25 protein-coding genes are annotated in these 24,812 nt (G+C 43.3%); 2 read left to right on the top strand and 23 right to left on the bottom strand.

Annotated features, from left to right (window positions below):
* Window positions 1–5: 5 nt before the first annotated feature.
* From ACFSRY_RS03895 to ACFSRY_RS03870, 6 genes are all read right to left on the bottom strand, one after another.
* Entirely contained in the window at window positions 6–1,031 is a 1,026-nt protein-coding gene (locus ACFSRY_RS03895; RefSeq protein ID WP_377503455.1) for a rod shape-determining protein, read from the bottom strand.
* A 307-nt stretch (window positions 1,032–1,338) separates the two neighbouring features.
* Window positions 1,339–2,862, bottom strand: coding sequence for a bifunctional phosphoribosylaminoimidazolecarboxamide formyltransferase/IMP cyclohydrolase (gene purH / locus ACFSRY_RS03890; protein WP_377503454.1), 1,524 nt, complete (start codon window positions 2,860–2,862; stop codon window positions 1,339–1,341).
* A gap of 31 nt (window positions 2,863–2,893) precedes the next feature.
* Window positions 2,894–3,487 (bottom strand): phosphoribosylglycinamide formyltransferase, encoded by a 594-nt coding sequence (purN, locus tag ACFSRY_RS03885; RefSeq protein WP_377503453.1) that lies wholly within the window; start codon window positions 3,485–3,487, stop codon window positions 2,894–2,896.
* A 121-nt stretch (window positions 3,488–3,608) separates the two neighbouring features.
* A complete protein-coding gene (locus ACFSRY_RS03880; protein WP_377503452.1) occupies window positions 3,609–4,334 on the bottom strand; it encodes a hypothetical protein in 726 nt (241 codons plus the stop codon).
* Between the two features lie 162 nt (window positions 4,335–4,496).
* Complete coding sequence (locus ACFSRY_RS03875) at window positions 4,497–5,003, bottom strand: PaaI family thioesterase (RefSeq protein WP_377503451.1); 507 nt, start codon at window positions 5,001–5,003, stop codon at window positions 4,497–4,499.
* Between the two features lie 95 nt (window positions 5,004–5,098).
* Window positions 5,099–5,557 (bottom strand): Fur family transcriptional regulator, encoded by a 459-nt coding sequence (locus ACFSRY_RS03870; protein ID WP_377503450.1) that lies wholly within the window; start codon window positions 5,555–5,557, stop codon window positions 5,099–5,101.
* A 264-nt stretch (window positions 5,558–5,821) separates the two neighbouring features.
* Between ACFSRY_RS03870 and ACFSRY_RS03865 the strand changes: the two genes are divergently transcribed.
* Entirely contained in the window at window positions 5,822–6,955 is a 1,134-nt protein-coding gene (locus ACFSRY_RS03865) for a T9SS type A sorting domain-containing protein (RefSeq protein ID WP_377503449.1), read from the top strand.
* 241 nt (window positions 6,956–7,196) lie between these two features.
* Window positions 7,197–9,467 (top strand): T9SS type A sorting domain-containing protein, encoded by a 2,271-nt coding sequence (locus tag ACFSRY_RS03860; protein WP_377503448.1) that lies wholly within the window; start codon window positions 7,197–7,199, stop codon window positions 9,465–9,467.
* Window positions 9,468–9,532: 65 nt separating this feature from the next.
* Here ACFSRY_RS03860 and ACFSRY_RS03855 read toward each other — a convergent pair whose 3' ends face one another.
* From ACFSRY_RS03855 to ACFSRY_RS03775, 17 genes are all read right to left on the bottom strand, one after another.
* Window positions 9,533–10,378 (bottom strand): geranylgeranylglycerol-phosphate geranylgeranyltransferase, encoded by an 846-nt coding sequence (locus tag ACFSRY_RS03855; RefSeq protein WP_377503447.1) that lies wholly within the window; start codon window positions 10,376–10,378, stop codon window positions 9,533–9,535.
* Between the two features lie 109 nt (window positions 10,379–10,487).
* Window positions 10,488–10,685, bottom strand: coding sequence for a cold-shock protein (locus tag ACFSRY_RS03850; protein WP_377503446.1), 198 nt, complete (start codon window positions 10,683–10,685; stop codon window positions 10,488–10,490).
* Window positions 10,686–10,802: 117 nt separating this feature from the next.
* Window positions 10,803–11,300, bottom strand: a complete 498-nt coding sequence (locus tag ACFSRY_RS03845) for a KdsC family phosphatase (protein WP_377503445.1) — start codon at window positions 11,298–11,300, stop codon at window positions 10,803–10,805.
* A gap of 89 nt (window positions 11,301–11,389) precedes the next feature.
* Window positions 11,390–11,632 (bottom strand): Fe-S cluster assembly protein IscX, encoded by a 243-nt coding sequence (iscX, locus tag ACFSRY_RS03840; RefSeq protein ID WP_377503444.1) that lies wholly within the window; start codon window positions 11,630–11,632, stop codon window positions 11,390–11,392.
* 66 nt (window positions 11,633–11,698) lie between these two features.
* Window positions 11,699–12,028, bottom strand: coding sequence for a 2Fe-2S iron-sulfur cluster-binding protein (locus tag ACFSRY_RS03835; protein WP_377503443.1), 330 nt, complete (start codon window positions 12,026–12,028; stop codon window positions 11,699–11,701).
* Between the two features lie 120 nt (window positions 12,029–12,148).
* Complete coding sequence (locus ACFSRY_RS03830; protein WP_377503442.1) at window positions 12,149–12,943, bottom strand: Rossmann-like and DUF2520 domain-containing protein; 795 nt, start codon at window positions 12,941–12,943, stop codon at window positions 12,149–12,151.
* Window positions 12,944–13,044: 101 nt separating this feature from the next.
* Entirely contained in the window at window positions 13,045–15,642 is a 2,598-nt protein-coding gene (gene ccsA, locus ACFSRY_RS03825) for a cytochrome c biogenesis protein CcsA (protein ID WP_377503441.1), read from the bottom strand.
* Between the two features lie 93 nt (window positions 15,643–15,735).
* Window positions 15,736–16,161, bottom strand: a complete 426-nt coding sequence (locus tag ACFSRY_RS03820; RefSeq protein WP_377503440.1) for a cytochrome c maturation protein CcmE domain-containing protein — start codon at window positions 16,159–16,161, stop codon at window positions 15,736–15,738.
* Window positions 16,162–16,268: 107 nt separating this feature from the next.
* Window positions 16,269–16,535: a CcmD family protein gene (locus ACFSRY_RS03815; protein ID WP_377503439.1), complete on the bottom strand. Its 267-nt coding sequence runs from the start codon at window positions 16,533–16,535 to the stop codon at window positions 16,269–16,271.
* A complete protein-coding gene (ccsA, locus tag ACFSRY_RS03810) occupies window positions 16,522–17,187 on the bottom strand; it encodes a cytochrome c biogenesis protein CcsA (protein WP_377503438.1) in 666 nt (221 codons plus the stop codon). Before ccsA (ACFSRY_RS03810) ends, ACFSRY_RS03815 begins: the two co-directional genes overlap by 14 nt.
* 195 nt (window positions 17,188–17,382) lie before the next feature.
* On the bottom strand, window positions 17,383–18,024 hold the full coding sequence (locus ACFSRY_RS03805) for a heme exporter protein CcmB (RefSeq protein ID WP_377503605.1): 642 nt from the start codon (window positions 18,022–18,024) through the stop codon (window positions 17,383–17,385).
* A gap of 196 nt (window positions 18,025–18,220) precedes the next feature.
* A complete protein-coding gene (gene phoU, locus ACFSRY_RS03800; RefSeq protein WP_377503437.1) occupies window positions 18,221–18,919 on the bottom strand; it encodes a phosphate signaling complex protein PhoU in 699 nt (232 codons plus the stop codon).
* 61 nt (window positions 18,920–18,980) lie between these two features.
* Entirely contained in the window at window positions 18,981–19,742 is a 762-nt protein-coding gene (gene pstB, locus ACFSRY_RS03795; RefSeq protein WP_377503436.1) for a phosphate ABC transporter ATP-binding protein PstB, read from the bottom strand.
* Between the two features lie 7 nt (window positions 19,743–19,749).
* The gene (pstA, locus tag ACFSRY_RS03790) at window positions 19,750–20,607 is read right to left on the bottom strand and encodes a phosphate ABC transporter permease PstA (protein ID WP_377503435.1); all 858 of its coding nucleotides are present in this window, start codon (window positions 20,605–20,607) and stop codon (window positions 19,750–19,752) included.
* The gene (gene pstC / locus ACFSRY_RS03785) at window positions 20,600–21,475 is read right to left on the bottom strand and encodes a phosphate ABC transporter permease subunit PstC (protein WP_377503434.1); all 876 of its coding nucleotides are present in this window, start codon (window positions 21,473–21,475) and stop codon (window positions 20,600–20,602) included. The genes pstA and pstC overlap by 8 nt, the downstream gene beginning before the upstream one ends.
* A 70-nt stretch (window positions 21,476–21,545) precedes the next feature.
* Window positions 21,546–22,535, bottom strand: a complete 990-nt coding sequence (locus tag ACFSRY_RS03780) for a PstS family phosphate ABC transporter substrate-binding protein (RefSeq protein WP_377503433.1) — start codon at window positions 22,533–22,535, stop codon at window positions 21,546–21,548.
* A gap of 205 nt (window positions 22,536–22,740) precedes the next feature.
* Window positions 22,741–23,925, bottom strand: coding sequence for a porin (locus tag ACFSRY_RS03775; RefSeq protein WP_377503432.1), 1,185 nt, complete (start codon window positions 23,923–23,925; stop codon window positions 22,741–22,743).
* Window positions 23,926–24,812 lie beyond the last annotated feature (887 nt).

Here is a 24,812-nt window from a genome sequence, read left to right as displayed (position 1 = left end):
GTCCCTTATGTTAGCAGGACGTTCTTAAACCCGTCGATATTTTTGATAGCAGCTCCTGTGCCACGAACTACCGCTCTAAGTGGATCCTCAGCAATATGAATAGGTAGTTTTGTTTTGGCTGCCAGACGCTTGTCCAGACCACGCAACATGGCGCCACCGCCAGTCAGATGAATACCATTGTCATAAATATCGGCAGAAAGCTCTGGGGGAGCGATTTCCAGTGCTTTCAGAACAGCCTCTTCTATTTTAGAAACAGACTTATCAAGCGCAATAGCAATTTCCTGGTAAGTTACCTTGATAACCTTTGGTATGCCAGTCATCAGGTCACGGCCACGAATCTCATAGTCAGCCGGAGGGTTCTCAATTTCTGTTAGCGCAGCACCTACTTCAATTTTAATCTTTTCTGCAGAACGCTCACCAATCAACAGGTTATGCTGGCGGCGCATATAGTCCAGAATGTCTTTGGTGAATACGTCACCGGCAATACGGATGGATTGGTCGCAAACGATACCTGAAAGCGCAATTACAGCAATCTCTGTTGTACCACCCCCGATATCAACGATCATGGAGCCTATCGGCTGTTCCACGTCTATGCCAATACCGATAGCAGCTGCCATTGGCTCCTGTATCATCCAAACTTCCTTGGCTCCTGCGTGCTGTGCAGAGTCACGAACGGCACGCTTTTCAACTTCTGTGATACCCGATGGAATACAAATTACCATGCGGTGAGAAGGCTGGAATAAACGACGACCTGTGTCGATCATTTTAATCATGCCACGAATCATCTCCTCGGCAGCGTGGAAGTCGGCAATCACACCATCTTTCAGCGGACGAATAGTTTTAATGTTCTCGTGAGTCTTTTCGTGCATCTGCATGGCATTGCGGCCTATAGCCAACACTCTGCCTGTAGTGCGGTCCACTGCAATAATTGATGGTTCGTCTACTACAATCTTATCGTTATGAATGATTAGGGTATTGGCCGTACCCAGGTCAATCGCTATATCACTTGTTAGAAAATTGAAAAGTCCCATTTTGTAGTTGTGCAGGTAGGTTACACCCACTTATATTTTAAATATACAATATTTTTAGTCAAAAACTTGCGGCAAAATTAGTGAAATTCAGCGGAATTAATAATGTTACTTATACTCCAATAGTTTAATTAAAATTTTTTGTTTGGCTAAAGCCTCTTTGTAAAGCTCAATTGTAGCATACAACGCAATTTGATCCGTTAAATTGAAAATCAGTATTGAATAAGATACCATATTTTTTTACCCAAGGCATGAACAAAAAAGCCCCGACCTCAATCTCAGGCCGGGGCTTTCAAATTAAGTGCAAAGCTTAGTGCTTGAAGTGACGCACTCCCGTCATTACCATTGCCATATTGTGCGCATCGCAGTAGTCTATGGAGTCCTGATCTTTGATAGAGCCGCCTGGCTGAACCACTGCTTTTATTCCTGCCTGATCAGCAATCTCTACACAGTCTGGAAAAGGGAAGAAAGCATCCGATGCCATTACTGTCTGGCTTATATCAAAGCCAAAGCTTTTAGCCTTTTCAATAGCCTGACGCAGAGCGTCCACTCGTGAGGTTTGTCCAACACCACTCGAGAACATCATCTTGTCCGTAGCCAGTACAATAGTGTTAGACTTAGTATGCTTGCAGACCTTGGCAGCAAATACCAGTGCCCTTTTCTCCTCGGCAGTTGGCTCACGCTTGGTTGCTGTTTTAAAATCAGCTTCCGTTTCTGTAGCTAAATCTTTATCCTGCTCAATTACCCCGTTCAGTAAAGTTTTGAACTGTTTCTTCGGCATCTCCACATCGTTTTGCTTCAGTAGGATGCGGTTCTTCTTCGTCTTCAGAAGCTCCAGCGCATCAGCATCAAAAGAAGGAGCAATAAGCACTTCGAAGAACAGCTTGTTTAGTTCTTCAGCCGCAGCTATATCTATAACTCTGTTAGCAATGATGACACCACCAAAAGCAGACACTGGATCAGATGAGAGTGCGTTCAGGTAAGCGTCTTTTATAGTTTCGCCAGTGGCACAACCACAGGCGTTAGTATGCTTCAAAATGGCAACAACAGGTTCCTCAAACTCTGCAGCCAGGGCCACTGCGGCATCCACGTCTACCAAATTGTTATAAGAAAGCTGCTTACCGTTCAGCTGTTCAAAGAGCTCATCTAATTTACCGTAGAAAGTGCCTCTCTGGTGAGGGTTTTCACCATATCGCAATGGTGTAGCCTCACGCACGCTCTGCTTAAATACCTGCTCATCCTCACCTTTATTAAGGTAATTGAAAATGTGGGTGTCGTAATGTGATGAGACATCAAAAGCCTTTGCAGCAAAACGCTTACGGTCTTCAAGGTCTGTTGAGCCGTTCTTTTCCTTTAGCAGCTCTACTACTTCTCCGTACTGGTCACGGGATGACACGATCAGTACATCTTTAAAGTTCTTTGCGGCTGCCCGGATCAAGGAAATACCGCCAATGTCTATTTTCTCGATTATATCAGCTTCTGAGGCACCGGATGCCACCGTCTCCTCGAAAGGGTAAAGGTCTACCACAACTAGGTCTATCGGTGGTATTTCAAACTTCTCTCTCTCGGAAATATCACTTTCGTTGTCGCGACGGTGCAGGATGCCTCCAAATACCTTCGGATGAAGTGTTTTTACACGTCCTCCGAAGATAGAAGGATAAGCTGTTAAGTCTTCTACGGCTACCACTTCTGCGCCTTGCTCTTCCAGGAAGGATTGGGTTCCGCCTGTTGAGTAGATAGTTACATTATGCTGTTTCAGGAGTTCTACAAGCGGTTCTAGCCGGTCTTTATAGTAAACTGAAATAAGCGCTGATTTAATTTGAACGGGTTGCATGGGACTTGCTTGTATGGGTTAATATTGGATTCTACAATTCATCTTTTTCTAAAAGGAGCTTCTCCACCACTTGCGGCAGGTGTTTGTGCTCCAGTTGCAGTACACGGGCTGCCAGTTCCTCTGGAGTGTCTTCCGGGTGTATAGGGCAATACTCCTGGAGTATAAACTCACCTTTGTCGTACTCCTCGTTTATGTGATGTATGGTTATGCCTGACTGCTCTTCACCTGCCTGTAATACGGCAGCATGTACGTTCATCCCATGCATGCCTTTGCCTCCATACTTGGGTAGTAGGGCAGGGTGTATGTTAATGATCTTGTTGGGGAAAGCGTGCAGCAGATTCTGAGGTACCAGCCATAAAAAACCAGCCAGTACGATCAGATCAGGATTAAACTGCTTTACCTGCTCCAGTACTTTCGAGGAGTTGTAAAACTCATCCCTGGAAAACAGAAGAGCCGGGACGTGGTAGGTCTCGGCTCTTTTTAGGGCATAAGCTTTCGGGTTGTTGGAGAACAGGGCGGCCACACGGATGTCTGGGTGGTGCTCGAAATGCTCCAGCAGTCGCTGTGCATTGCTCCCCGATCCCGAAGCGAAAATGACTATATTTTTCTTATCTGGTCGTTCCAAAAGTAAAAACTTGTGCTATGAAGCTGCAAATATAGCGGGTTTAACTATAGTTTAAGCAACTTAAACCAAAGTTTTGCACCTTCTAAGCCAAAAGCTGAACGCTTCAGAGGCATGCTTGTTACTAGAGACCTGCAGCATATTGTAAAAGCTGACTTACATCCTCTTTATTGTTAAAATTGATCTTGTGCTCCTTTATATACTTCTTTAACTCCGACCGGCTCTTGGGGAACATTCTTAAGACATTTGATTTGCTGGCTGGCATGTACTGATTTTTATCAGCGAAGTAGTAAGAAGACCTGGCGGAGTAGATTAAGCTTTCGTTTTGTTTCAACGTATTCTGAGTGTCTCTTACGATCTGGTTTCTGCTGGAGCTTGTAGGGGCCGAGGTGCTGGACTCCATACCAAAGGCACCTACGTTTTTTATGTTTGTTAGCTCATATCGCTCTTTAACAAGAAGCCTGGTATTATCATAATCCTGCAGAAGCCTTAAGAGGCTTTTGCTTTCTCCGTCATAGTAGAACAAATCGGGGCCGAAAGAGACAAAATGCACATCAAACATATTGGCTAAAGCCAGAGTGTCTTTTTTATTATTAACAAACTCTATTTCTCCGGTTAGCATATTATAGTTTAAGACACCTGCGGTAACTTTTCCGTTTCTGAAAGCTACCTCACCTTCTACAAATTCAGGGTAATAGTAGGCTTCACTTCTGACATCGGCGCTTAGTTTTCCGTCAGTAGGTTTTACCTTGATTCTATCTGGTCTTTGAGCAAAGGCTACGCTCATGGAAAGAAATAAGAAACCAACTATAATGAGACCCTTCTTAAATAAACGTTTCTGTGACTGCATATGAGCAAGGTTAAGGTGAGATGATTTTTTTAAGCGTATGAACTTATTAGCAATGAAAGAAAGTATTTATCCGAATGTGCAGATTTTATATAACTATTTTAAGTATAAGTTATTGCTTTCTGTTACACCCGCAAAGGAGCTCCATGCTTATTTTTTAACCTCTTATGAGAGTGGCTTGCTTTTAGCTTTTAAAGACCATGTGAAGCGGAACTCAGCAACCTGTTCATTGTTTTTGTCTATTCCTCTGCTTACTGCTACAACAGTAACGCCTTCTTCGGTAGCCTTTGTGCGTTCAGCAGCCTCCTGTATTGTTTTGCCGTCTTCACAGATAAATGTGATTTTCCCAACAGCTTTCTTTGTAAAATCAGCCTCCATGTGTACTACCAACATCGATACAGCCGGATCAGATTTGTAAACATGCATCATGCACAATACACCTGTGGATAACTCGGCAGCCATACCCAGGCAGGCAAAGTATATAGAGTTAAACGGATTTTTATTGAGGTATTTGTAAGGTATGGTAACAGTAGCGCGATCTTCTTCAATAGACGTTACGCGTAAATCCGCCATATAAGCCATGGGAAGCTTAGATAGCATAAACAGCTTGAATTTGGCAGGGGAAGCCACCAGTTTTCTGAAAGATTCGGCAGATTTGTTTTGCGTAATCATGTTGTCTTACCTGTTTTCCTGCTTGTGTATACTTGTGTTCAGGACTAAGAGTTAAAAAGCAGGAAGCAAAGACCACGCTGCAGGTTCAAAAACGCCTAAAAACCAGCCAGGGGAGTGGCATTACAGCTTTTACAAATACCCTGAGCAGAAAAGTGCAGGCTGTCGATCTGGTAGCCTTCAGGTAGCACAGTTGCCGGAATTACTACCTCATCCAAGCAGAAAGTTTGTCCGCAGCGGGTACAGTTAAAATGCAGATGGTTGTCATGGTGCTGATGATTGCTGCAAACTTCTCTACAAAGTGCATACTTAACTGACCCGCTTACATCATTTATGCTGTGGACTAACCCCTGTTCTTTGAAAGAGTGCAGGGTGCGGTATAAGGTCACGCGGTCATAGTCATCGCCGAGCAGCTTCTCCAGGTCTGAATGTGAAAGGGCGAAATGGTTCTGAAGGAAGAGCTCCAGTACGTCTATTCTGCAGCCCGTCTTACGGAGGTTGAATTTTAGCAGGAGATCCTGTGCCTGCTTTCTAAGTTCTTTTTGCTGCTGTGCCATATCATCTGCAAATATAAAATTTAGCGGGTGATTGTATAGTAGATGTTGTGTTAAATTCCTTCATGCTTCAACTGGTGAAAGTACAGCACGTGAAAAATATATTTTAGAGCATATGTGTTGACATTTAGCTATTTATAGTGATTGTACTATATATTATATACTTTTTTTTGAATCAATCTTTAAAAAGCACGTATAGACACTGGTGGAATAGAACCACTGAAGCTTAACTATAGACTTTTTTAACAACACTGTAACTTATTTTCAATGAAAGCATCTTTACGAATAGGCATTACATTACTTCTGGCGCTCGTTATGCATGGGTTCGGGTTCGCTCAAAGTCCTCTAACGACTTCTCTTGGAGGCTTGACAAATGTAAGAACTGGTATAACGGAAGAATTCACGGTAACCACTCAAGGCGGTACAGGGCAGATGGTAAGAGGGCGATTTGATTTCACCCCATACCAGGAAGGCGACATTGTGTTACAATACAGAGCTCCAGGGGCACAGGAGTATACTACCCTCACAGTAGGAGCAGAAGGCGTTGTTATGTTTGGCCCTGAGGCAGGTTTTGCTTATCCAGCTACGGCTACTACACATGATTTTAAAATATTCTTCAATCGGGAAGATACTTATAACTACACCTTAGACCTTGTAACAACAGACGCCACTCCACAAACAGTAGCTACAACAACTGGGTCAGTGGTGGTAACTCAACCTACCCAATTTCCAACGATTGATGGCACACTTGATGTTGTAGATCAGCAAAAAGAGATTACTACAGCCCAGCCAGAAGACTGGCAGATATTTGTTACTGCAAATCAGTTCGCGGGTGTAAAGGGTAACATTCAAATGGTACTGGCCAATCCGGAGCAGCGTAACAACATCACATTGCTTTATGATGCTAACAGAGCTGCTACAACAGGAGCGGAAGTAGATTTTCAGCCTTTAACTTTCAATGAGCAGGGCGTGGCCACGATTGGACCTGCGGAAGGAGAATCACTACCTCAGGGTGGAATAAGCCAGCTTATGAGAATCAGTTTCTCGCAGGCAGGTACTTATGGTTATTCTTTGCGTTTCACAAGAGCGGGTGATAACACGGTTCTAGCCTCTGTGCAGGAGTCAGTAGAGGTAGCCACTGTGGCAGGCATTGACGACATGATTGGCAACAGCCGCATCAGCGTGTATCCAACCCTTACCTCAGGTGCCGTAAGAGTAGAACTTGGTGATATTCGCAACGCAAAAGTTGCCGTAACAGACATGCTGGGCAGAGTAGTACTGCAAATTGATAACGCCACAGGCTCTGTTCAACTAAGCACATCTAATCTGGCAAAAGGCACTTATTTCGTTAAGATCACTAAAGGAAATGATGTAGCCGGCAGCCGCTTCATTGTAAGGTAATTATAATAGATTCCTATGTAAAGAGCCCACAGGTAAGTCTGGGGGCTCTTTTTATGATTTAATTTTTGATAGTGTAAACAGTATTGTTTGCCTGCAACTGGGAGTATTGCTTAATAACTATATTTAGTTAAATTTATATTATGTTTATGAGGATGTTTTCTGCCTGTTTCTCGAGTACAAATAAGTTACAGCACACTGCATACTCAATCAACCTTAACCTAACCCTCAAAACCCTTATTTAATGAGAACACCTTTACGTATATTTTCAGCCCTGCTTTTGATTGTAGGACTTCTAAGTCAAATCTCAGCATGGGCGGGAACGGCTACCATCTCCTCTACCTTAAATGGTAAAGCCGGTGTTAAAGCAAATCAGCAAACGCCCTTTAATGTAATAATTGATCAGGGTGATGTGCCAGATGGTACAACCGGGAAAATCGTCTTTCAATTAACTGGTGATCAAGTTGCCACTCAGGCTACCCTGTTAGACTTAGAGTACAGCCTTGATGGGACCAATTGGACTGAAGTGCCGGTTAATGAGAATGGCATGGCAACTATAAATGAAGTTGCAGTTGATGATCAGACTATTGCCTTTCGTGCACTTTTCTCCGCTGTAGGATCATACAACTATACCCTCAAACTTATGAATGCTACCACGGAAGAGGTGTTGACAACTGTAAATGAAAGTGTAGTTGTGGCCTTTACTGAGCCAACTGTAAATACTACACTGGATGTTTACCCATACCTGATCATAAATCAGGAATATTTATTTCACCCTTTCGTTACAGCAGGTGACAGGGCCGGTGAAATGGTAAATATGAAGATAGCATTGGCTAATCCTGCCCAGGCCCAGAATATACAACTCTTCCGTGCTTCTAATGCCGAAGCAACTGAGTTTACTCCGCTTACATTTGATGAAAATGGTGTAATTACCATAGGCGGAATGGATGGTTATCCTTTGGCAGATGCAAAAGATGTAGATGAGAATCTATTCAAAGCTATTTTTACTGCACCAGGTGTGTATAACTATGCTTTTAAAATTGTCAGAACTGACGGTGTGGTACTAGCTGAAGTAAATGAGGTGGTAACAGTGTCAGAGACTGCTATAGGTTCGACGCTTGGCAACAAGGAAAACTTAAAAGCAACAATACCGGCAGAATTTACCGTTTCTGCAGCTTCTGCCACGCTTGCTCCTGAAACGCTTGTCTTCGGTCGTATGACACTAACCAATCCTTCGCAGGCAAGTGAAATTACTTTAGAGATGAAGGGTGCTGATGGTACTTATCAGGAAGTAAGTTTAGGTACAGACGGTACTGTTATGATCGGCACAATGGAGGGTATGGCACTTAGCAGCTTCAGAAACCTAGACTTCAGAATTACATTTGATGCACCTGATATTTACAACTACACTTTAGAATTAGTTAAAGTGGAGGGTAACGAAGTTGTTGCCACTAAAACTGAAAGTGTATCTGTGGCTGCATTTAGAGACGCTACCATCGTGTCCACGCTTAATAACAAAGAAGATGTGACAGCGACCATTCCGGAAATGTTCACTGTTACAACAGTTCGTAACGATGTAACTGAGGGCACTATGGTTCGCGGCAAGCTTATTTTAACAGATGCTACCCAGGCTGAGGACGTAACCCTGCAAGTCCAGTTACCTAATGGCTCTTTTATGACATTGCCCATTAATAGCGAGGGGGTAACGTTCTTTGGTCCAGAGGAAGGAGTGGCAATAGCCAACGCTACTACAAACTTTAAAGTGACCTTTGCAGAGCCGGGAACCTACAACTATATAGTACAGCTAGTTGCTGTAGATGGAGGCCAGGTAGTGGCTACCTCTACTGAAAGTGTAGTGGTAGATGCTTTCCAGAATGCAACGGTTGCCAGTAGCTTTGCTAATGCTGACAACATCCTGGCAGGCCAGGAAACAATGTTTACCCTGTCTACCACAAAAGGTGACCTATCGGACAAGTTAGTGCGTTTCAAATTTATCCTGAACGATGCTACTCAGGCAAATAATATTATCCTTGAAAACACAGACGCTGCTGAGTCGGTAAGACTTGTTTTTGGTGCTGATGGAATTGCTTATTATATGCCTGCAGCGGGCCCTGTAGCACTTGCAAACCAAGCTTATAACTTCACTGCCCAGTTTAATGCAGCAGGCTCCTATAATTATACCGTGCAATTGATAGATGCTGCAGCGCCAGGTGAGGTTCTTGCAACTACTAACGTTAGCGTTGAGGCAAAAACAACAACTAACATAAAGAAAGGATTTGAAGAAGGTGGCTTTGCCGTATATCCAACTTTAACAACAGGCACAGTGAGAGTAGATCTTGTTGATGCCAGAAGCGCTACTATTCAGGTTTTAGACATGATGGGACGTTCAGTTGCAGCAAAAAATAATGTAAACGGTATAGTTGAAATTGATCTGAGCAATGTTGCAAAAGGAACTTATGTTGTTAAGATCCAGGATGGCAGCAATGTAAACACCCAAAGAGTGATCGTTCAGTAACGACAAACAAGCTCTAAAGGAAAAGCCTGGCGAATTATCGTCAGGCTTTTTTTTAGATATACCTCCTAGCGAACCAGCAGCATTGAAAGTATGCCGGTGAGCATAATAAATTTGTTGAGGTTGCTAAGAAAAGTAAAATCTCTTTTTCGGTCAGCACGCATTAGCTTTATCACCAGCCACACACTTGGTAGCATCACCAAAAGCAGCATGTAGGCATCAAAGATAATCGCAGTTCTGGGATGTAGTATTACAACAATAAGGAAGGCCTGAAAAATACCTATTATAGGGTATAACACCAGTTTAGTGTTCCGAAGACCGGCGACAATAGGCAGGGTACGGCAATCAAAAGAGGCATCTCCTTTCACGTCCTCCATATCCTTTATGATCTCGCGGATAAGTGAAATGAGCAATGCGAACAAGGCGTAGCTAAGTGTTATCTTATTCAGCTTGTCTGCCTGTACAGCTACTACTAAGAGCATGGAGGCAGAGAGTAAGGCAACTACTACATTACCTATCAAAAGCATTTTCTTAAGTCTGGCAGAGTAGCCCCAAAGCAGAAGCACTGCTCCCACATTTATAAGGCCAACAGGCACCGATAGCCAAAAACCGATTGCAATACCTATGAGTGATAGAATAATGTGCGCAAACATTGCCCGGCGGCGTCTGATCGCCCTACCTACAAGAATGCGATCAGGCCTGTTAATGGCATCAATCTTCACATCGTAATAATCATTGATGATGTACCCAGCTGCAGCTATACAAACGGTGGCAAAAGTAAGCAGTGCAAAGTCCTGTTCCATTATGTAAGACCACTCGATGCCATCTGTTAATAAGCAGGCCTGCACAAGTGCCTGGCTAAGCACAATTAGAACAAGATTAGGGAAACGTACAAGGTGTAGTAATGCTTTCACTAAGGATATGCTTTAGGCGTTGTAAAGTTACGCTCCCGACATCAAAAGACAAGAAATAAAAAAAGCCCATGCGGGGAGCAAGGGCTTTTTCTGCAACGGCAAAGTATATTTAAGATACTCTCTTCACGTTTACAGCGTTGATTCCTTTTTTACCTTCCTGAGTGTCGAACTCAACACGGTCATGCTGCTGAATCTGTACACCGTTTAAGCCGGTAACATGTACAAAGAAATCTTCGTTTGTTTCGTCTTCAGTAATGAAACCGAAACCTTTAGATTCCAAAAAGAACTTTACTTTTCCTGTCTTCATAAAAATAAAAAAGTTATTGGTAATTAATTCCTTCGTAAACTAAAAATTTATTCTAATATATACAATAGTGTATTAAAATAAATCTGATATTCAATTGTAAAAAAAGTATAACACAAGTTACCAAGTGTCTTGGGCTTTCATGATCTTCTCTATCAGCTCTCTAACAGCTCCTCTACCTCCGTCCTTTGTTGAAATAAAGGTGGCTATCTCTTTTATGTCGTCAGCAGCGTCGGCGGGGCAGGCACGAAAGCCACAGCGTTGCATCACTTCATAGTCTGGCATGTCGTCACCCATATAGGCTACAGTAGCAGGGTGAATACCTTGCATGTACAGGAAGTCCTCATAAACATCGGTTTTCTCATCTATGCCGAGAAAGATGTGCTCTATATCCAGCTGTTCAAGTCGCTTTCGTACACCCGGTTCATTTTTGCCGGATATGATGGCAACCGTATAGCCCTGGCGAATAGCATGCTTGATGGCAAAACCATCTTTTATATTAAATGCTCTTACCTGCTCCCCATCAGCGAAGCTATACAGGAATCCATCAGTTAAAACACCATCAACATCAAAAATAAAAGTGTTGATACGGGTAAGGTCTGTTTGTGTAATTGCCATAGTACATGAAAATAAAAAAGGTTCTTTACAAGAAAGAACCTTTAAAAATATATATTTTATATGATATTTAACTAATGACAGGAATCAAACTAATCCTGGTTATCACGCCACTCGTACACCCAGGCTGCCTGAATCTGCTCCAGATGCCCCTCATTGGCCTGCTCTCTCGTGCCTTCAAAATTAGGAATAGAAAGTACCCACTCCAGCAATTCTGTAAAGCGGATGCGGTAAATTTTTGACTCTGTGAAATCGTCGCCGAACTTTTCATACAAAGCCATGGCAATGTCTTCGTAATCATTCCAGTGGATCGGCGGTTCGTAATTCTTATTCATCTTTTTTCAGTTATCATGAAACACCTGCCATTTTTGGTGGGCGTTGTATGGTTGATATAAATGGTATTAATGACCCAGGAAATCCTGTTCGGGTATGGTAACTACAATGTCTTCATTGCCCTGCACCACACACTGGCAACCTAACCTTGAGTTAATACGAGGGTCTACGGCGCGATCTATATAGTCTTCCTCTTTATCAGATATTTCCGGCAGATCGTCCATTCCTGCCTCTACATATACATGGCATGTGCTGCAACCGCACACACCTCCACAGTTGTGCTGTAGCTTAATGTCGTTGTTGAGTGCTACATCCAACACAGATTCCCCTTCTACGGCAGGGTGAACCTCATCTGGAGAGCCATCAGCAAACTTAAATGTTATATTTACAACTTTCATCTCTTTTTCTATTTTGGCTGCAATTTACGAAGCCTTCGAGCCGAATCAAAGTTTAGGCCTTGCATCGGTTCTGTACTTTAACAGGTATGGTTGTAAATGGTTGTGCTGGTGAAACACCTGCTACTTTTGGTCAGATTCCTGTATACTATTGGTCAGCGCCTGGTACAGCGCCTGAAAAGTGGGATGTTGCTGCAGCATCTGTACGTGTGCCTGAAGAACGTTATCATCGCGACGTATAGCTGGCCCGGTCTGTACGCTGTAAGGATCTTGATGCATGGCCTTGGCAATCGTCTCCTTTATCAGTGGGTGAAGCAGCTCTTTGGGTAAACCGCTCTCCTGCAGTATTTGCTGGCTAATGCCTAGCAGGTGGTTTGTAAAGTTGCAGGCAAAAACGGCCGCTAAATGTAGCTGCTTGCGAGCCTCAGAGTCTATTTGCTGCACCTGGCTACTGATACTTAAAGCTAGCTCCTCCAACTCCAGTTGTACTTCTTTTGAGTCTGCTTCTATCAGAATAGGTACATGTAAAATTTCAACGGGTTTTGCTTTGGAAAAAGTTTGGAGTGGGTAAAAAACACCAACCCGGGCTCCCTTAATTTCACTAAGTACAGTCAGGGGTTGAGAGCCAGATGTGTGCGCAACAATAGTCTCAGGAGTTACTTTTAGCTGCTCCAGTACTGTTATAAGCGCGGAATCCGGTATGGCAACAAGAACAATGTCTGCAGCCGTATTCCGGAAGTCCAGCGAAGTAGTGGGACTGGCAAAAGGGAGTAAATTTGTTAACTCTTCTCCGCTTGTACCGGAACGGCTGTAAACTTTAACCACCTGGTGCCCTGCAGCTGTAAAGGCTTGGGCCAGGTGCCAGGCTACATTCCCCGCGCCAACTAAGACTATACTTTTACTTTTTACCGTTTTCATGGGCTATTCTACTGTGTTAGCCAAGTTAGGAGGTATGCCTATATAAAACAAAAGCCTTTACGATCATCGCAAAGGCTTTTGTTTTATATAGGCAGGTATGCTTAAGCAGCCTGTGCTTTTCTGCTTTTCTTTGATTTATCACTTACCGGCTTTTTGCTGCCATCCTGGTTGCGGCGAACTATAGCCATAACAAAGCCTATTGACATTACAATTGTGCCGATCCATAGAATATTTACAAATGGCTTCTCCATCGCTTTCAGGATAATATAGTCCTTCTGCGTAGCATTTACGCCAATTGTAAATTTATTATTCTCAGTATCTATGTTCAGGAATGTGAGGCGCAGACCTAAGTCAGCTACTTCTTCTGGTAAACGCCCCATCATCTGGTCTTTGATCATCAGTACTGGGTGAGCATGATACGTTTTGTTCTCGCCCAATATCTTCATGTCTGCCTGTACAGCTACATCTCCCTCTTTCAACGCTACGCCAGGTACATTTTCGATACGTTCAATTCCATTAAAGATGGCTACGTAATCATTTAAGATAATAGTGTCACCTGCAGTTACTACGTATTCCTTCAGTTCTCCCCAGTCCTTCTCTTCGTTAGGATCCGGTACTGAAGATACGTGGGTATAAAGATCTTTATCTACAAAATGCTGGATGTCTGGAGAAGCAAGCAGTCCCATATTCGGGTTTACCTGTGCACGAGGATACAGTGTAAAAGTTTTGTCGCCTTCACGCTCTTTGTATTTTACCTGATAATACACGTTCTCCGGCGACAGCAGATCAAGCGTATCCCCTGTTTCAAAGTAAACTTTGTCGCCTTCCTTTATCTGACCTCTGGCAATTGCCTTGTACTCATCTGCTGTTGGGAACAACAGTTCACGGTTAACATACCCTGGCACACCTATTACCTCCTGGAACTGGCCATGATAGCTAACAGTATATTTATCCATGTCCACAGGCGTATTACGCCATAACAACACGTTATCCCGGTTTACTTCATCAGGGAACTCGCGTGAGTAGACCATTCCTGATGTATTTTCAGAAATAATATTTGAATAGCCGGAAGAGAAAAGTATACCAATCAACATCAAGGCTATACCTATGTGGGCTACAGCACCTCCTGAAAGCGCTACCTTTCTATGCAGCAGGTTCAGGATAATGCTAAAGTTTGCAAAAACAGCAAACAAAGAGGCTATGAGTAATGTGATGTAAACAGGGTTGTTTATCGTTTCATTAAACAACCCAAGCTTAGACAACACAATTATAAGGCTGGCAAAGAGTAAAGTGAGCATACCCGGGAGCATGATTGCATCCACAAAGCTGCCTTTTTCGCCTTTTCTCCACCACAGCAGTTGCCCAATACCTGAAAGTAAAGCTACTGCTACACCAGCCCATAACTGAAACTTGGTATAGTGTGCGATCTGGTCTGCTGGTAAAGCTGCATTAGATTCAATTCCTATAAAGCCAAGGAAAGAGTTATACACAGGGATGGATGTAGTAACCAATACCTGGAAACCTGCAAGGCAAAGCACTGCTGCTCCGATAAATACCCAGAACTCTCCGCTATAAGTAGTGAGCTCTTTGTCGGTAGTAGGTATTTTTTTCCAGTTATAAATAAGCAATGCAACAGCCAGAACAGCAAAAGCCGCTAAGTAAGCAAACAGCTGACCTGAAAGGCCCAAGTCTGTAAATGAGTGAACGGAAGCATTGCCTAGTATGCCACTTCGGGTTAGAAAAGTAGCATAAAGAATAAGAATGAAGGAGGCTATTACTAAAATAAAAGATGCCTTTAATCCTGATTTACCACGGCGGTAAGCAACCATGGTATGGATAGCGCCAACTAAAACCAACCATGGTATGTAAACGGCATTCTCAACAGGGTCCCAGTTCCAGTAACCACCAAAGTTAAGGGTTTCGTATGCCCAGTAAGCGCCCATCATGGTACCTATACCTAACACTACGCCTGCAAACAAGGCCCAGGGCAAAGCTGGCTTTACCCATTTCGTGAACTCCCCTTTCCATAGTCCGGCCATTGCAAAAGCAAATGGCACGAGGGTAGCGGCGAAGCCTAAAAACAGGGTAGGAGGGTGTATGACCATCCAGTAGTTCTGAAGCAGCGGGTTAAGCCCTGTGCCATCCTGCGGCACAAAGTTTGGATCCATGGCAAATACCGGAGCATCCGTCATGAAATCGCGCATCAGGATAAAAGGAGACGAGCCAATCTTAAAATCACCTATTACCACTCCCAAAATCATGGAAGTGAGGAAGAGCTGCACGAAAGAAAATATTCCCATCACAGGAGCTTCCCATTCTTTGTTCTTCTTACTACCATTGATCAGGACTATACCTAACAACACATGCCAGAAGATCCAGAGAAGGAAAGATCCTTCCTGTCCTTCCCAGAAGCATGAAATCATATAGTATACCGGAAGATGGTTGGAAGAATGGCTCCAGGCGTAATAGTATTCGTAGCGGTGTTCGTAAATAATGTTGAACAGCGCAAATATTATCATCACAACGGCAGCAGCGTGTACATAAAATGAACCTCGCGCTAAACTGCGCCAGCTGTTATTCCCGGAAGCCTGAACTTTGGCTCTGGATGCCATGAAATATGCATAAGAGGATACAATTGCCGCAACAAAGGCTACAATCACACTGGCATGGCCAATATCCCCAATCAGCGTATTAATCATTTCTGAAAATTAAAAAGTTATAAGTTATGAGCCAGAAGTTGAATAAGTAGGAGTGTCATTATTTGAACGCTTCACCCTCAACTCTTAACTATTTTATAAGCCTGCTGTGTTTTGCTGTACTTCCTTCTCTACATACTTTGAAGGGCACTTGAGAAGTATTTTATCAGCCACAAAAACCTTATTTTGCATATTGCCTGTTATTACCACCTGTTCCGATCGCTCAAAGTCCTGCGGCTTGGGGTTATAATAAACTACCTGCTGCTCCACACGGTTTGTGTCAACTAACATAAATGTAAAGTAATTAGGGTCTACTACAGGATCGTAGTTCATACCTATGATATGCCCTTGTGCGTCCTTTTTCAGCCGCCCTACCACATGCACTTTAGTCATGTCGCCATCTTCGGCGCGTTCTATGGCTTCACCAAATGAAACATAGGTACTGGCATCGCCCACTGATGTCATAATGATCATAATAGCGGCTGCGATTACTAAGATTCCGATGATATGTGACTTCTTCATCTATCTTTAAATAACAATTCCTTTTTTCTTTCTGCCTAACACGTTTTTGTAGAATTTAAATCCATCGCGGAAGGCTTATTTTATACCTGCATTACAGATAATTTAAACTACTCGCGCACTTGTTTTTCAAGTCGGCTTACCTTTCTATCCAGGCTAATAAGATACACGATCATACCCACGAGAACAGTAAGCAGCACTACCACCACCACATAAATTTTCCCATCCTGGCGTAGCGTATCTGCCATTTCTACCTCTGGCTCTGCTACTACTGTTACAGAACTCTCTGTTTCAGTAGCTTGTGCCTGTGCCTGCTGTACGCCTGCCGTAGCAAAAAGCATAAAGCACCACACTGCCAGTATTCTATACAGTTTCATATAAGCGTTGTCTGATTAATTCTAACCTTGATTTTACGTTCACGATCCAGAGCCCTAGAAGCGTCCATCCAAGTACGGCAGGATAGAACACCAGGCGAAGCCGGTTGTCCAGATCATAGGAGTTAAAGCCCGGGTTTCCGCCGTTGCCAGGGTGAAGCGAATCGGTGAGCCGGGGAAGTATGAATAACAAAGGTATAAGGGCTGCAAAAGCGAAGATATTGTAAACTGCGCTGATACGGGCACGCTGTTGCTGCTCATTAAAAGAGCTACGTAATACCAGGTACGCGAAATAGATCAGCAGACCGATCGCTGAGGCATTCTGCTTTGGATCATTGCTCCAGTACTCACCCCACGTAAACCTGGCCCACTCCATACCGGTTATAATGCCCAGCACACCAAACAAGATGCCTACTTTGGCAGCTTCATAGGCTATTACATCATTCTTGATGGTAGGTTTGCGCAGGTATTTAATGGAATAGACAACTGATACCAGCAGGATGAGGATCATGCCGAACCACATTGGCACGTGAAAGTACAGGTTGCGGATGGTTTCATTAAGAATAGCCAACCGTGGGACCTCTGTCAGCATACCTGCTACTACTGTAAAAACCAACAGCAACACAGCCAGTATTTTCCACCAGTTTTTCTTCATTTTAAAATACTATGACTACTTCTAAGGCTTCCGGCCTTTAAATTTTATTTTAACTCTCTGCTTTCAGAACAATCTTGTATTGCTCTTGTCATCAAAAAGACATCTTTTTTTACTAATTCGTTCTGTTGCCCGCTGATTCCAAGACAACCTGGCGAATTTTCTAACGTAGTTGCTGAAATTTCAGCAAACGTGACGTTACGAACGCCAAAGGTACGGGAACAAAATATAAGAAACAGTGACTACGATCATGTTTATGGCAAGCAAAGTAAGCAGTTCGTCGAGGCTGGTGCTGCGGTCCAGGCCATCAAGAGCATTTTTAGACATCTTGATGAGCATCAGGAGCATGGGCACAATAACCGGGAAGCTTAACACTGCCATAAGGGTGCTGCTGTTTGCTGCCTTCGATGCGATCCCCGAAATCATGGTCAGAGATGTAGAGAACCCAATAGCACCCAAAAGTATGGTTAGCAGAAACATCGGCACATCCTGCACAGGGTTTCCAAGCACAAAACCATAAAACACAAAGCAGATTACAGCCAGGATCAGCATCAAAAGGGCATTGTAAATGATCTTGGCAAGAATCACTCCCTGCGGACTCACAATAGAATAAAAGTACAGCAGCCGTCCCCTGTTCTCCTGCATGAAGCTTTTTGCAATGGCATTTACTGATGTGAACAACAGAATAATCCAAAGCACAGCATTCCACACAGGCACCGTTAGCACATTAGAGCGCAAGCCAAAGCTGAGGTAGCACACGAAAACGGTACTGCTTACGTACAGCAGCATCCCGTTAAAGGCATACTTCTGGCGCCACTCCAGGACTAAGTCCTTCTGAATCAGGTATAAGATTTCCTTGAAAAGCAATGCGTGTATTAATTTCCCGCAAAGGTACGACACAAAAGGTTGGAAAGGTAGTATTATTGGGGATTGGTTCGTAAAGAAGGAATCTATGTGGGCAAAATAATAAGGGCATGAATCCTAACGGTTCATGCCCTTATTATTTTGCTTTTGTAACTGTCAGAAAAATAAGAGACTAATCTTCATTATTCTTGTCTCCGTTTTTCTTTTTCTTTTTATCTCCCTTGTGCTTGATAACCTTTGCCTCACGATAGAATATTACTTCCTCAGCAATGTTTGTTACCTGATCCCCGACACGCTCCAGCTTTTTGATAATAGAAAGTAAAGCCAGCGCTTCAGATATTCTGTCCGGGTGCTTCTCCATGTACTTTGTGACAACTGTATCTGATTTCCGGTAAATCTTATTAAGGATTTTGTCGCGTTTGATAAGCGCCTTTGCAAGCTTAGGATCACCGTTTTTAAAGGCAAGGCGGCAATCATTAAACATAGACAGGGCCTCATCATACATTGGCAGGACCTGGGTCATTTCCAGCAACTCAGGCTCAATAGGTTCTTCCAGTTTCTGAGCAAAACGTGCTATTCCTTCTGCTGTATCGCCGATACGCTCCAGGTTTGCATTTATCTTAAGCACAGCCAACACCATGCGCAGGTCAACGGCTACAGGGGTAAATAATGCAAAGAAGTTCTCGCACATACGGTCTATCTTTACATCAAACTGGTTCACTTTTCTGTCGCGCTTAATGATAAGTTTAGCCAACTCCTGGTCTGCAGTAAGCATGGCTTCCTTTCCACTTTGCAACTGGTATTCTACCAAGTCCCACATCTCAAGAAGTTTGACTCTTAGGCGCTCTAATTCTATGTCTATATGCGGCATGATGTTTTAGTGTTTTGGATGAGAATCTACAAGTATAATATTTTAGTTGATATAAGTAATATCAACCGAAACGACCTGTAATGTAATTCTGCGTACGCTCATCTTTAGGGCTTGTAAACATGGTTTTGGTCTTGTTGAACTCTACTAATTCACCCATGTAGAAGAAGGCTGTATAGTCGCTAACGCGGCCTGCCTGCTGCATGTTGTGCGTTACTATTACAATGGTGTAGTCATTCTTAAGTTCATAAATCAGTTCTTCCACTTTTGCAGTAGAGATTGGATCCAGAGCAGATGCCGGCTCATCCATTAAAAGGATGGAGGGTGAAATAGCAAGAGCACGAGCTATGCAAAGACGCTGCTGCTGACCACCGGATAGGGCCAGAGCTGATTTGTGCAGCTTGTCTTTTACTTCCTCCCAAAGAGCTGCACGTTTTAAAGATGTCTCTGCGGCTTCTTCCAGTACGGACTTTTTCTTGACCCCCTGTATTTTTAAGCCATACACCACGTTTTCAAAGATACTCTTTGGAAATGGGTTAGGCTTCTGAAAAACCATGCCCACCTCTTTGCGAAGCTCATCAACCCGTACATCTTTCTGATAGATATTCTTGCTGTCAATAAGAATCTGCCCCTCTACCTTAAAGCCTTCGATATAATCGTTCATACGGTTGAAGGTGCGGAGGAAAGTAGACTTACCGCAACCAGATGGTCCGATGAAAGCTGTTACAGCCTTCTCTTCCATGGCTATGTTGATTCCTTTTAAAGCGTGGAAATCGCCGTAGTATGCATCGAGGTCTATCGCCTCTAACTTAGTTCTTTTGCTCATGGTGTATTTACCACTTAATTTTTTTCTGCTGCCTGTTACGCAAGTAAACGGCTATTCCGTTCAGCATAAAAGTAATGATCAATAGTATAATAATGGCCGCTGCTGCATTGGTTAGAAATGCTTCCTGCGGTCTGGATGTCCAGTTAAATATCTGGATTGGCAATACTGTAAATTCATCAAATGGCGAAGATGGCGTAAAAGGAACGTAAGCCAGGGCACCAATAACAATCAGTGGTGCAGCCTCACCTACCGCTCTGGAAAGGGCCAGAATGATACCAGTCAGTATACCTCCAAAAGAGGCCGGAAGCACCTGGTTCCATATTGTCTGCCATTTAGAAGCTCCTAAAGCATAGGAGCCATCACGGATGCTGCGGGGCACTGCTTTGATGGCTTCGCGTGTGGTTACGATGATAATAGGAAGTACGAGCAGCGATAGCGTAAGGGCACCTGCGAGTAAGCTTCCCCCCAGGCGCATCTGACGCACAAATATTTCCAGACCCAGCAAACCGTAAATAATGGATGGTACACCGGCAAGGTTAGCAATATTGATCTCCAGGAAGTTGTTTATCCTGCTTTTCCTTGCATACTCTTCCAGGTAAATCCCTGCCGACACCCCTAAAGGGAAGGCGATGATTGTAGTAAGGACAAGAATCCAGAGCGTACCAACCCATGCAGTAAGAATACCAGCACGGCTGGCTCTTCGGGATGGCAAACTTGTTAAAAAGTCCCAGTTTATGCGGCCAATACCTTCGATAACAATATCAGAAAGGAAGATTGCCAGCACTACCAGCCCTATGAAGGTGCAAAAGATGCCAAAAATATGAAAGGCTTTGTCTTTAAGCCTGTTGATGTCAGAGTTAGTCATACTTTTCCTGGTATTTCTTTTTGATCCAGAAGCTGAGGTTATTCAGCGCGAATGTGAACACGAAAAGTGTTATACCTGCAGCAAAGATGGTTTTATACTCCAGTGAGCCCCGTGGTACGTCACCTAAGCTTACCTGCACAATATAAGTTGTGATAGTCTCAATTGGTACCAATGGATTAAGTGTCAGGCGAGGCTGCTGACCTGCGGCAATCGCCACGATCATTGTTTCACCCACTGCCCTGGAGATGGCAAGTATAACCGAAACTACAATTCCAGATGACGCTGCCGGTACCATCACACCAAAGGAGGTTTGCAATCGCGTAGAGCCCATGCCATAGGCCGCTTCACGCAGAGAGCGTGGAACAGAGCTGATAGCATCTTCACTTAAGGAAGAAATCATTGGAATGATCATAATGCCCATCACGATACCTGCTGAAAGAGCGTTAAAACCGGCTAGTGATGGTATAATTGTTTGCAAAAAGGGGGTAACTACCGTTAAGGCGAAGAAGCCATACACTACCGTCGGTATTGTTGCCAGAATTTCCAACAGTGGCTTCACGAACAGCCTCATGCGGTCATGCGCATACTCATTAAGGTATACCGCAATGGTTAAGCCAATAGGAAGTGCTACGGCAATGGCAACGGCTGTAGTAAGCAGGGTGCCTGCCACCAGCGGCATTATACCAAATTTCTTGTCAGCAAACAGGGGAGTCCATTCTTTTTCTGTTAAGAATTCGGATAACGACACAACCTGAAAGAAACTGATTGATTCTGAGAGTAAAACCCAGATAATGCTAATGGTGATGAATATTGTGATTACAGCTGATAACCACAATAAGCCCTCGATAATTTTTTCTGATACTCTCAAGGTGCTATATAGTTAAAGAGCCGCTAAGTAAGCTATGCATAACAAACTTAGCGGCACTAAATTAAATCTTTTATTTTTTATTCGCGCTCTCCGCAAACTGCTTAAACTTCTCCTTCTGCTCTTTGTACAGCTCAGCAGGAAGTGGAATATAACCAACTTCCTGGCTTAATTCACCAGCATTGTCAAGGTAAAAGTTTACAAAATCAACTGTTGCAGGGTTTGCGGCAGCTTTGGAGTTAACATAGATGAACAACGGGCGCGAAAGAGGTGCATAAGAACCGTCTTTTACAGTCTCCAGTGTAGGGGTGATGGCACCTTTACCATTTGCATCATTCAGGTCATCAACAGGCACTACTTTCAGCTTGTCCTTATTTTCTTCGTAGTAAGCATAGCCGAAGAAACCAAGTGCATAAGGATCTGTAGAAACGCCCTGTACTAAAACATTGTCATCTTCTGAGGCGGTATAGTCACCACGGCTAGCGCCGCTTTCACCTACCACGGCTTCTGTAAAGTAATCATATGTACCAGACTCTACACCAGGGCCATACAAGTGAATCTCCTGGTCTGGCCACTCCGGACGAATTTGATTCCATCTCTTGATGTTTCCCTGTGCAGATGGCTCCCAAATTTTTCTCAACTCCTCAATAGTAATATCTTCTATCCAATCATTCTCCGGATGTACTACTACTGTAAGACCATCGTAAGCTACCGGAAGCTCCACAAAAGAAATGCCACTTGCCTGCGCCACGCTATCCTCTGATGGCTTTATAGGACGGGAAGCATCTACGATGTCAATTTCTCCACGAGTGAATTTCTTAAAACCACCACCTGTACCGGATACACCCACTGTTACCCGAACATCTGGGGCTTCGGCACGATACTCTTCCGCTACAGCCTCTGTAATAGGGTAGACTGTTGACGAACCATCAATCTGAATGTTGCCAGCCACTTCTCCGTTGGCTCCTCCCTCATTATTACCGCCACAGGCACTGAACATGAGTGTTGCGCCCAGAAGTACTGCTGCGTTTAATTTTACACTTGAAAGCTTAAATTTTAACATAAGCCAGAGTTGGATTTGGTTATAGGTTGATTTTAAAATCTTTATTTCTTCTCTTTAATTCTTTTGCTGATATACTACAATGCTTATCAACTAGTTATATTTGTTGCTCTTGCTGCATTCTGCTTGCCCAAATTGGATTGCAAAGAGAGGCAGAACCAATCAGAATAAGAATTTTGTAATGTTAACTTATTGTTAAGCTTTGGATTTAAAGAGCCACTTCCATTTGTAACCTGAACAGGTAAGTGTTCTCCCTGTTAGGTTGGTCCTGAAGTGTTACATCGCCTTGTACTTTTAAGCTGTGTCCTACGATGTACTTTGAAACTCCTAGCGTGTACTGCTCCTGGGAGCGTATATTCGTTACTTTTTCAGGATTGAAAGTTGTGTAACGGCCTGCAATTTCCCAGTTGGTTGGGAAAAGGTAACCAGCCTGAATATTGAAGGCGTTACCGGTTACGAACGTCTCATCAACCAGACCTTCATCAGTTCTTAAAACTACTGGGCCGTCTGGCGCTTTTTTGTTCGCATACTCGCCCATGGAAGAAAAGCCTCTGTACTTAAACATATAATCCACAAACAAGGTACTCAGGTCGCGCTGATCAACTAAAAAGTCACCGAGCTGTCCGCCTTCTCTGGAGGCATTATCATTAAAATTATAGGCTGCTGCAACAGCAAGTTTTGGCGTTTCTTCACGGTAAATATCGCTGCCTACATAAGCACCTTCTCCTTCAAACTCTCCAAAAGGCATTACTTCCACCTTAGCAGTATAATCATATCCTCCGGCGTTGTTCACGGTAATATCACGGCCTTCGCCCATAGAGATGGAGCCAGATTCGCGCACTACTGTTGTGCCAAAGTTATGTACGTGGTGTAGTTGTATACCTGCATCGCGGTCTATGTTAAAGCGGGAATTCAATAGGCTTCTGTCTACAAACTGCATTTTTTGAGAAGAGATGATACGCTCGCGGTTTCCCGGTAGTTTTGTCTGACCTACCCACAGCTCCCAACCAGGAGCAAAATTCCACATAGCCACAGCGTCCAGTATGATGTTGTCTGCGTTGTTGAATCGAGCAGGGTCATCATTGCCAATATCACTGTTGCTTAAGCCAAGCTCTATTTTGTATTCCAGTTTTGGGGTATAAGCAAAGCCTTCGAATTTAAGACGTGCCCTGCGTATCAGGAAGCGGTCCTCTAATTGCTCAGCAGAATTGTTGATGGCGCCCTGGTAGAGCATTTGGAAACGGGTGCTGAACTTCAGGCTGAAAGAAGAGTCCGCAGCAATAAACTGTAGTCCTTTGCCAAACTTTGATTTGTTGATGCTTTGGGCCTGAGAGGCACCAATGATGAATAGTGAGAAAAAAGCTACTAAAGCTCCTTTTAAATTTAGATTCACGATTCTTATTAGTTTTTAGTGAGAATAAATCCTTAAGTCGTGACTGTTTCAATAAAGGTTACAGTTTTTGCCGCACCTTCTATGGAGGCTTAAAATGCAGCCAAAAAAGAACTCTTGCTTTAGGATAGTTAGTCAGGCCATCCTAAATAGTTCCATTTCGCGGTGCAAAGTTCCTGATTTTGGGGAGAAGGTGACGAATGGTGTGTGTTATCAAATTGTTAAAAAACCAGAGGAGGGGATTTTATGCTCAGGCAGGTCTTAAAAGCATATTATTAACAGTTTTTTATAGCAATAGAGGCAGGCTCTGCTTAAGGTAATGGCAAATGGCAGTAAAGTCGTAACAATGGCATAATATTACCTTGTTGAGGAGAGCGTGATAAACAAAAAACTAAACAGTTTCATAACATTAGGAAAGCTATAGGGGCGGAGTCCACTGTTACTGCTAAATTTTTTTACTGTGCTAAAAGCATAAATCTATTTCTATACTGTCTGTTTAGCGGGGGAGCGATTTCCACAGTTTAGTCTTCGAAGGAGTGTTGGGCGGTCAAGTCGAAACACAAAATCACACTTGATAAAAATGGAGTTAGCCAGACCTCTGAATTCATTGTGTTAAGAACACCCGCTATTGTTATTGGTTTGTTAAGGCAAAGTTAACTTATTGTTGCCTGTGTTTGCAGGGTGAAAGATCAACTACCACATGTAAGGGTTAACTAATAAAAAGTAAATCAAGATATAAGATCCAGATAGGAGATTAGATTCAAAGGCCTGTTAACAATAGCTTAATCTTAAGGTAACGCTATGTTTAAAATAGCCTTCAATTCTTAACAAAAGGGTAAATTCTATGTAATTGTGAGGTAATCCTGCTGATCTACTTTTGCAGCGAGACT

This window comes from Pontibacter locisalis, from assembly GCF_042684605.1.
Lineage (GTDB): Bacteria > Bacteroidota > Bacteroidia > Cytophagales > Hymenobacteraceae > Pontibacter > Pontibacter locisalis.
Note: the sequence above shows the minus strand (reverse complement) of the source record. Positions and strands in the feature narration are given on the sequence as shown.

What these genes read in the sequence shown, in the direction of transcription:
- ACFSRY_RS03820 (WP_377503440.1), bottom strand. Translation starts at nt 16,161, where the DNA reads ATGAAGAAGTCACATATCATCGGAATCTTAGTAATCGCAGCCGCTATT.
- ACFSRY_RS03860 (WP_377503448.1), top strand. Translation starts at nt 7,197, where the DNA reads ATGAGAACACCTTTACGTATATTTTCAGCCCTGCTTTTGATTGTAGGA.
- ACFSRY_RS03865 (WP_377503449.1), top strand. Translation starts at nt 5,822, where the DNA reads ATGAAAGCATCTTTACGAATAGGCATTACATTACTTCTGGCGCTCGTT.
- phoU (WP_377503437.1), bottom strand. Translation starts at nt 18,919, where the DNA reads ATGCCGCATATAGACATAGAATTAGAGCGCCTAAGAGTCAAACTTCTT.
- ACFSRY_RS03880 (WP_377503452.1), bottom strand. Translation starts at nt 4,334, where the DNA reads ATGCAGTCACAGAAACGTTTATTTAAGAAGGGTCTCATTATAGTTGGT.
- ACFSRY_RS03815 (WP_377503439.1), bottom strand. Translation starts at nt 16,535, where the DNA reads ATGAAACTGTATAGAATACTGGCAGTGTGGTGCTTTATGCTTTTTGCT.
- ACFSRY_RS03895 (WP_377503455.1), bottom strand. Translation starts at nt 1,031, where the DNA reads ATGGGACTTTTCAATTTTCTAACAAGTGATATAGCGATTGACCTGGGT.
- pstB (WP_377503436.1), bottom strand. Translation starts at nt 19,742, where the DNA reads ATGAGCAAAAGAACTAAGTTAGAGGCGATAGACCTCGATGCATACTAC.
- ccsA (WP_377503441.1), bottom strand. Translation starts at nt 15,642, where the DNA reads ATGATTAATACGCTGATTGGGGATATTGGCCATGCCAGTGTGATTGTA.
- ACFSRY_RS03835 (WP_377503443.1), bottom strand. Translation starts at nt 12,028, where the DNA reads ATGAAAGTTGTAAATATAACATTTAAGTTTGCTGATGGCTCTCCAGAT.
- ACFSRY_RS03845 (WP_377503445.1), bottom strand. Translation starts at nt 11,300, where the DNA reads ATGGCAATTACACAAACAGACCTTACCCGTATCAACACTTTTATTTTT.
- ccsA (WP_377503438.1), bottom strand. Translation starts at nt 17,187, where the DNA reads ATGAAGAAAAACTGGTGGAAAATACTGGCTGTGTTGCTGTTGGTTTTT.
- ACFSRY_RS03830 (WP_377503442.1), bottom strand. Translation starts at nt 12,943, where the DNA reads ATGAAAACGGTAAAAAGTAAAAGTATAGTCTTAGTTGGCGCGGGGAAT.
- pstA (WP_377503435.1), bottom strand. Translation starts at nt 20,607, where the DNA reads ATGACTAACTCTGACATCAACAGGCTTAAAGACAAAGCCTTTCATATT.
- ACFSRY_RS03850 (WP_377503446.1), bottom strand. Translation starts at nt 10,685, where the DNA reads ATGAAGACAGGAAAAGTAAAGTTCTTTTTGGAATCTAAAGGTTTCGGT.
- ACFSRY_RS03870 (WP_377503450.1), bottom strand. Translation starts at nt 5,557, where the DNA reads ATGGCACAGCAGCAAAAAGAACTTAGAAAGCAGGCACAGGATCTCCTG.
- iscX (WP_377503444.1), bottom strand. Translation starts at nt 11,632, where the DNA reads ATGAATAAGAATTACGAACCGCCGATCCACTGGAATGATTACGAAGAC.
- ACFSRY_RS03780 (WP_377503433.1), bottom strand. Translation starts at nt 22,535, where the DNA reads ATGTTAAAATTTAAGCTTTCAAGTGTAAAATTAAACGCAGCAGTACTT.
- purH (WP_377503454.1), bottom strand. Translation starts at nt 2,862, where the DNA reads ATGCAACCCGTTCAAATTAAATCAGCGCTTATTTCAGTTTACTATAAA.
- ACFSRY_RS03875 (WP_377503451.1), bottom strand. Translation starts at nt 5,003, where the DNA reads ATGATTACGCAAAACAAATCTGCCGAATCTTTCAGAAAACTGGTGGCT.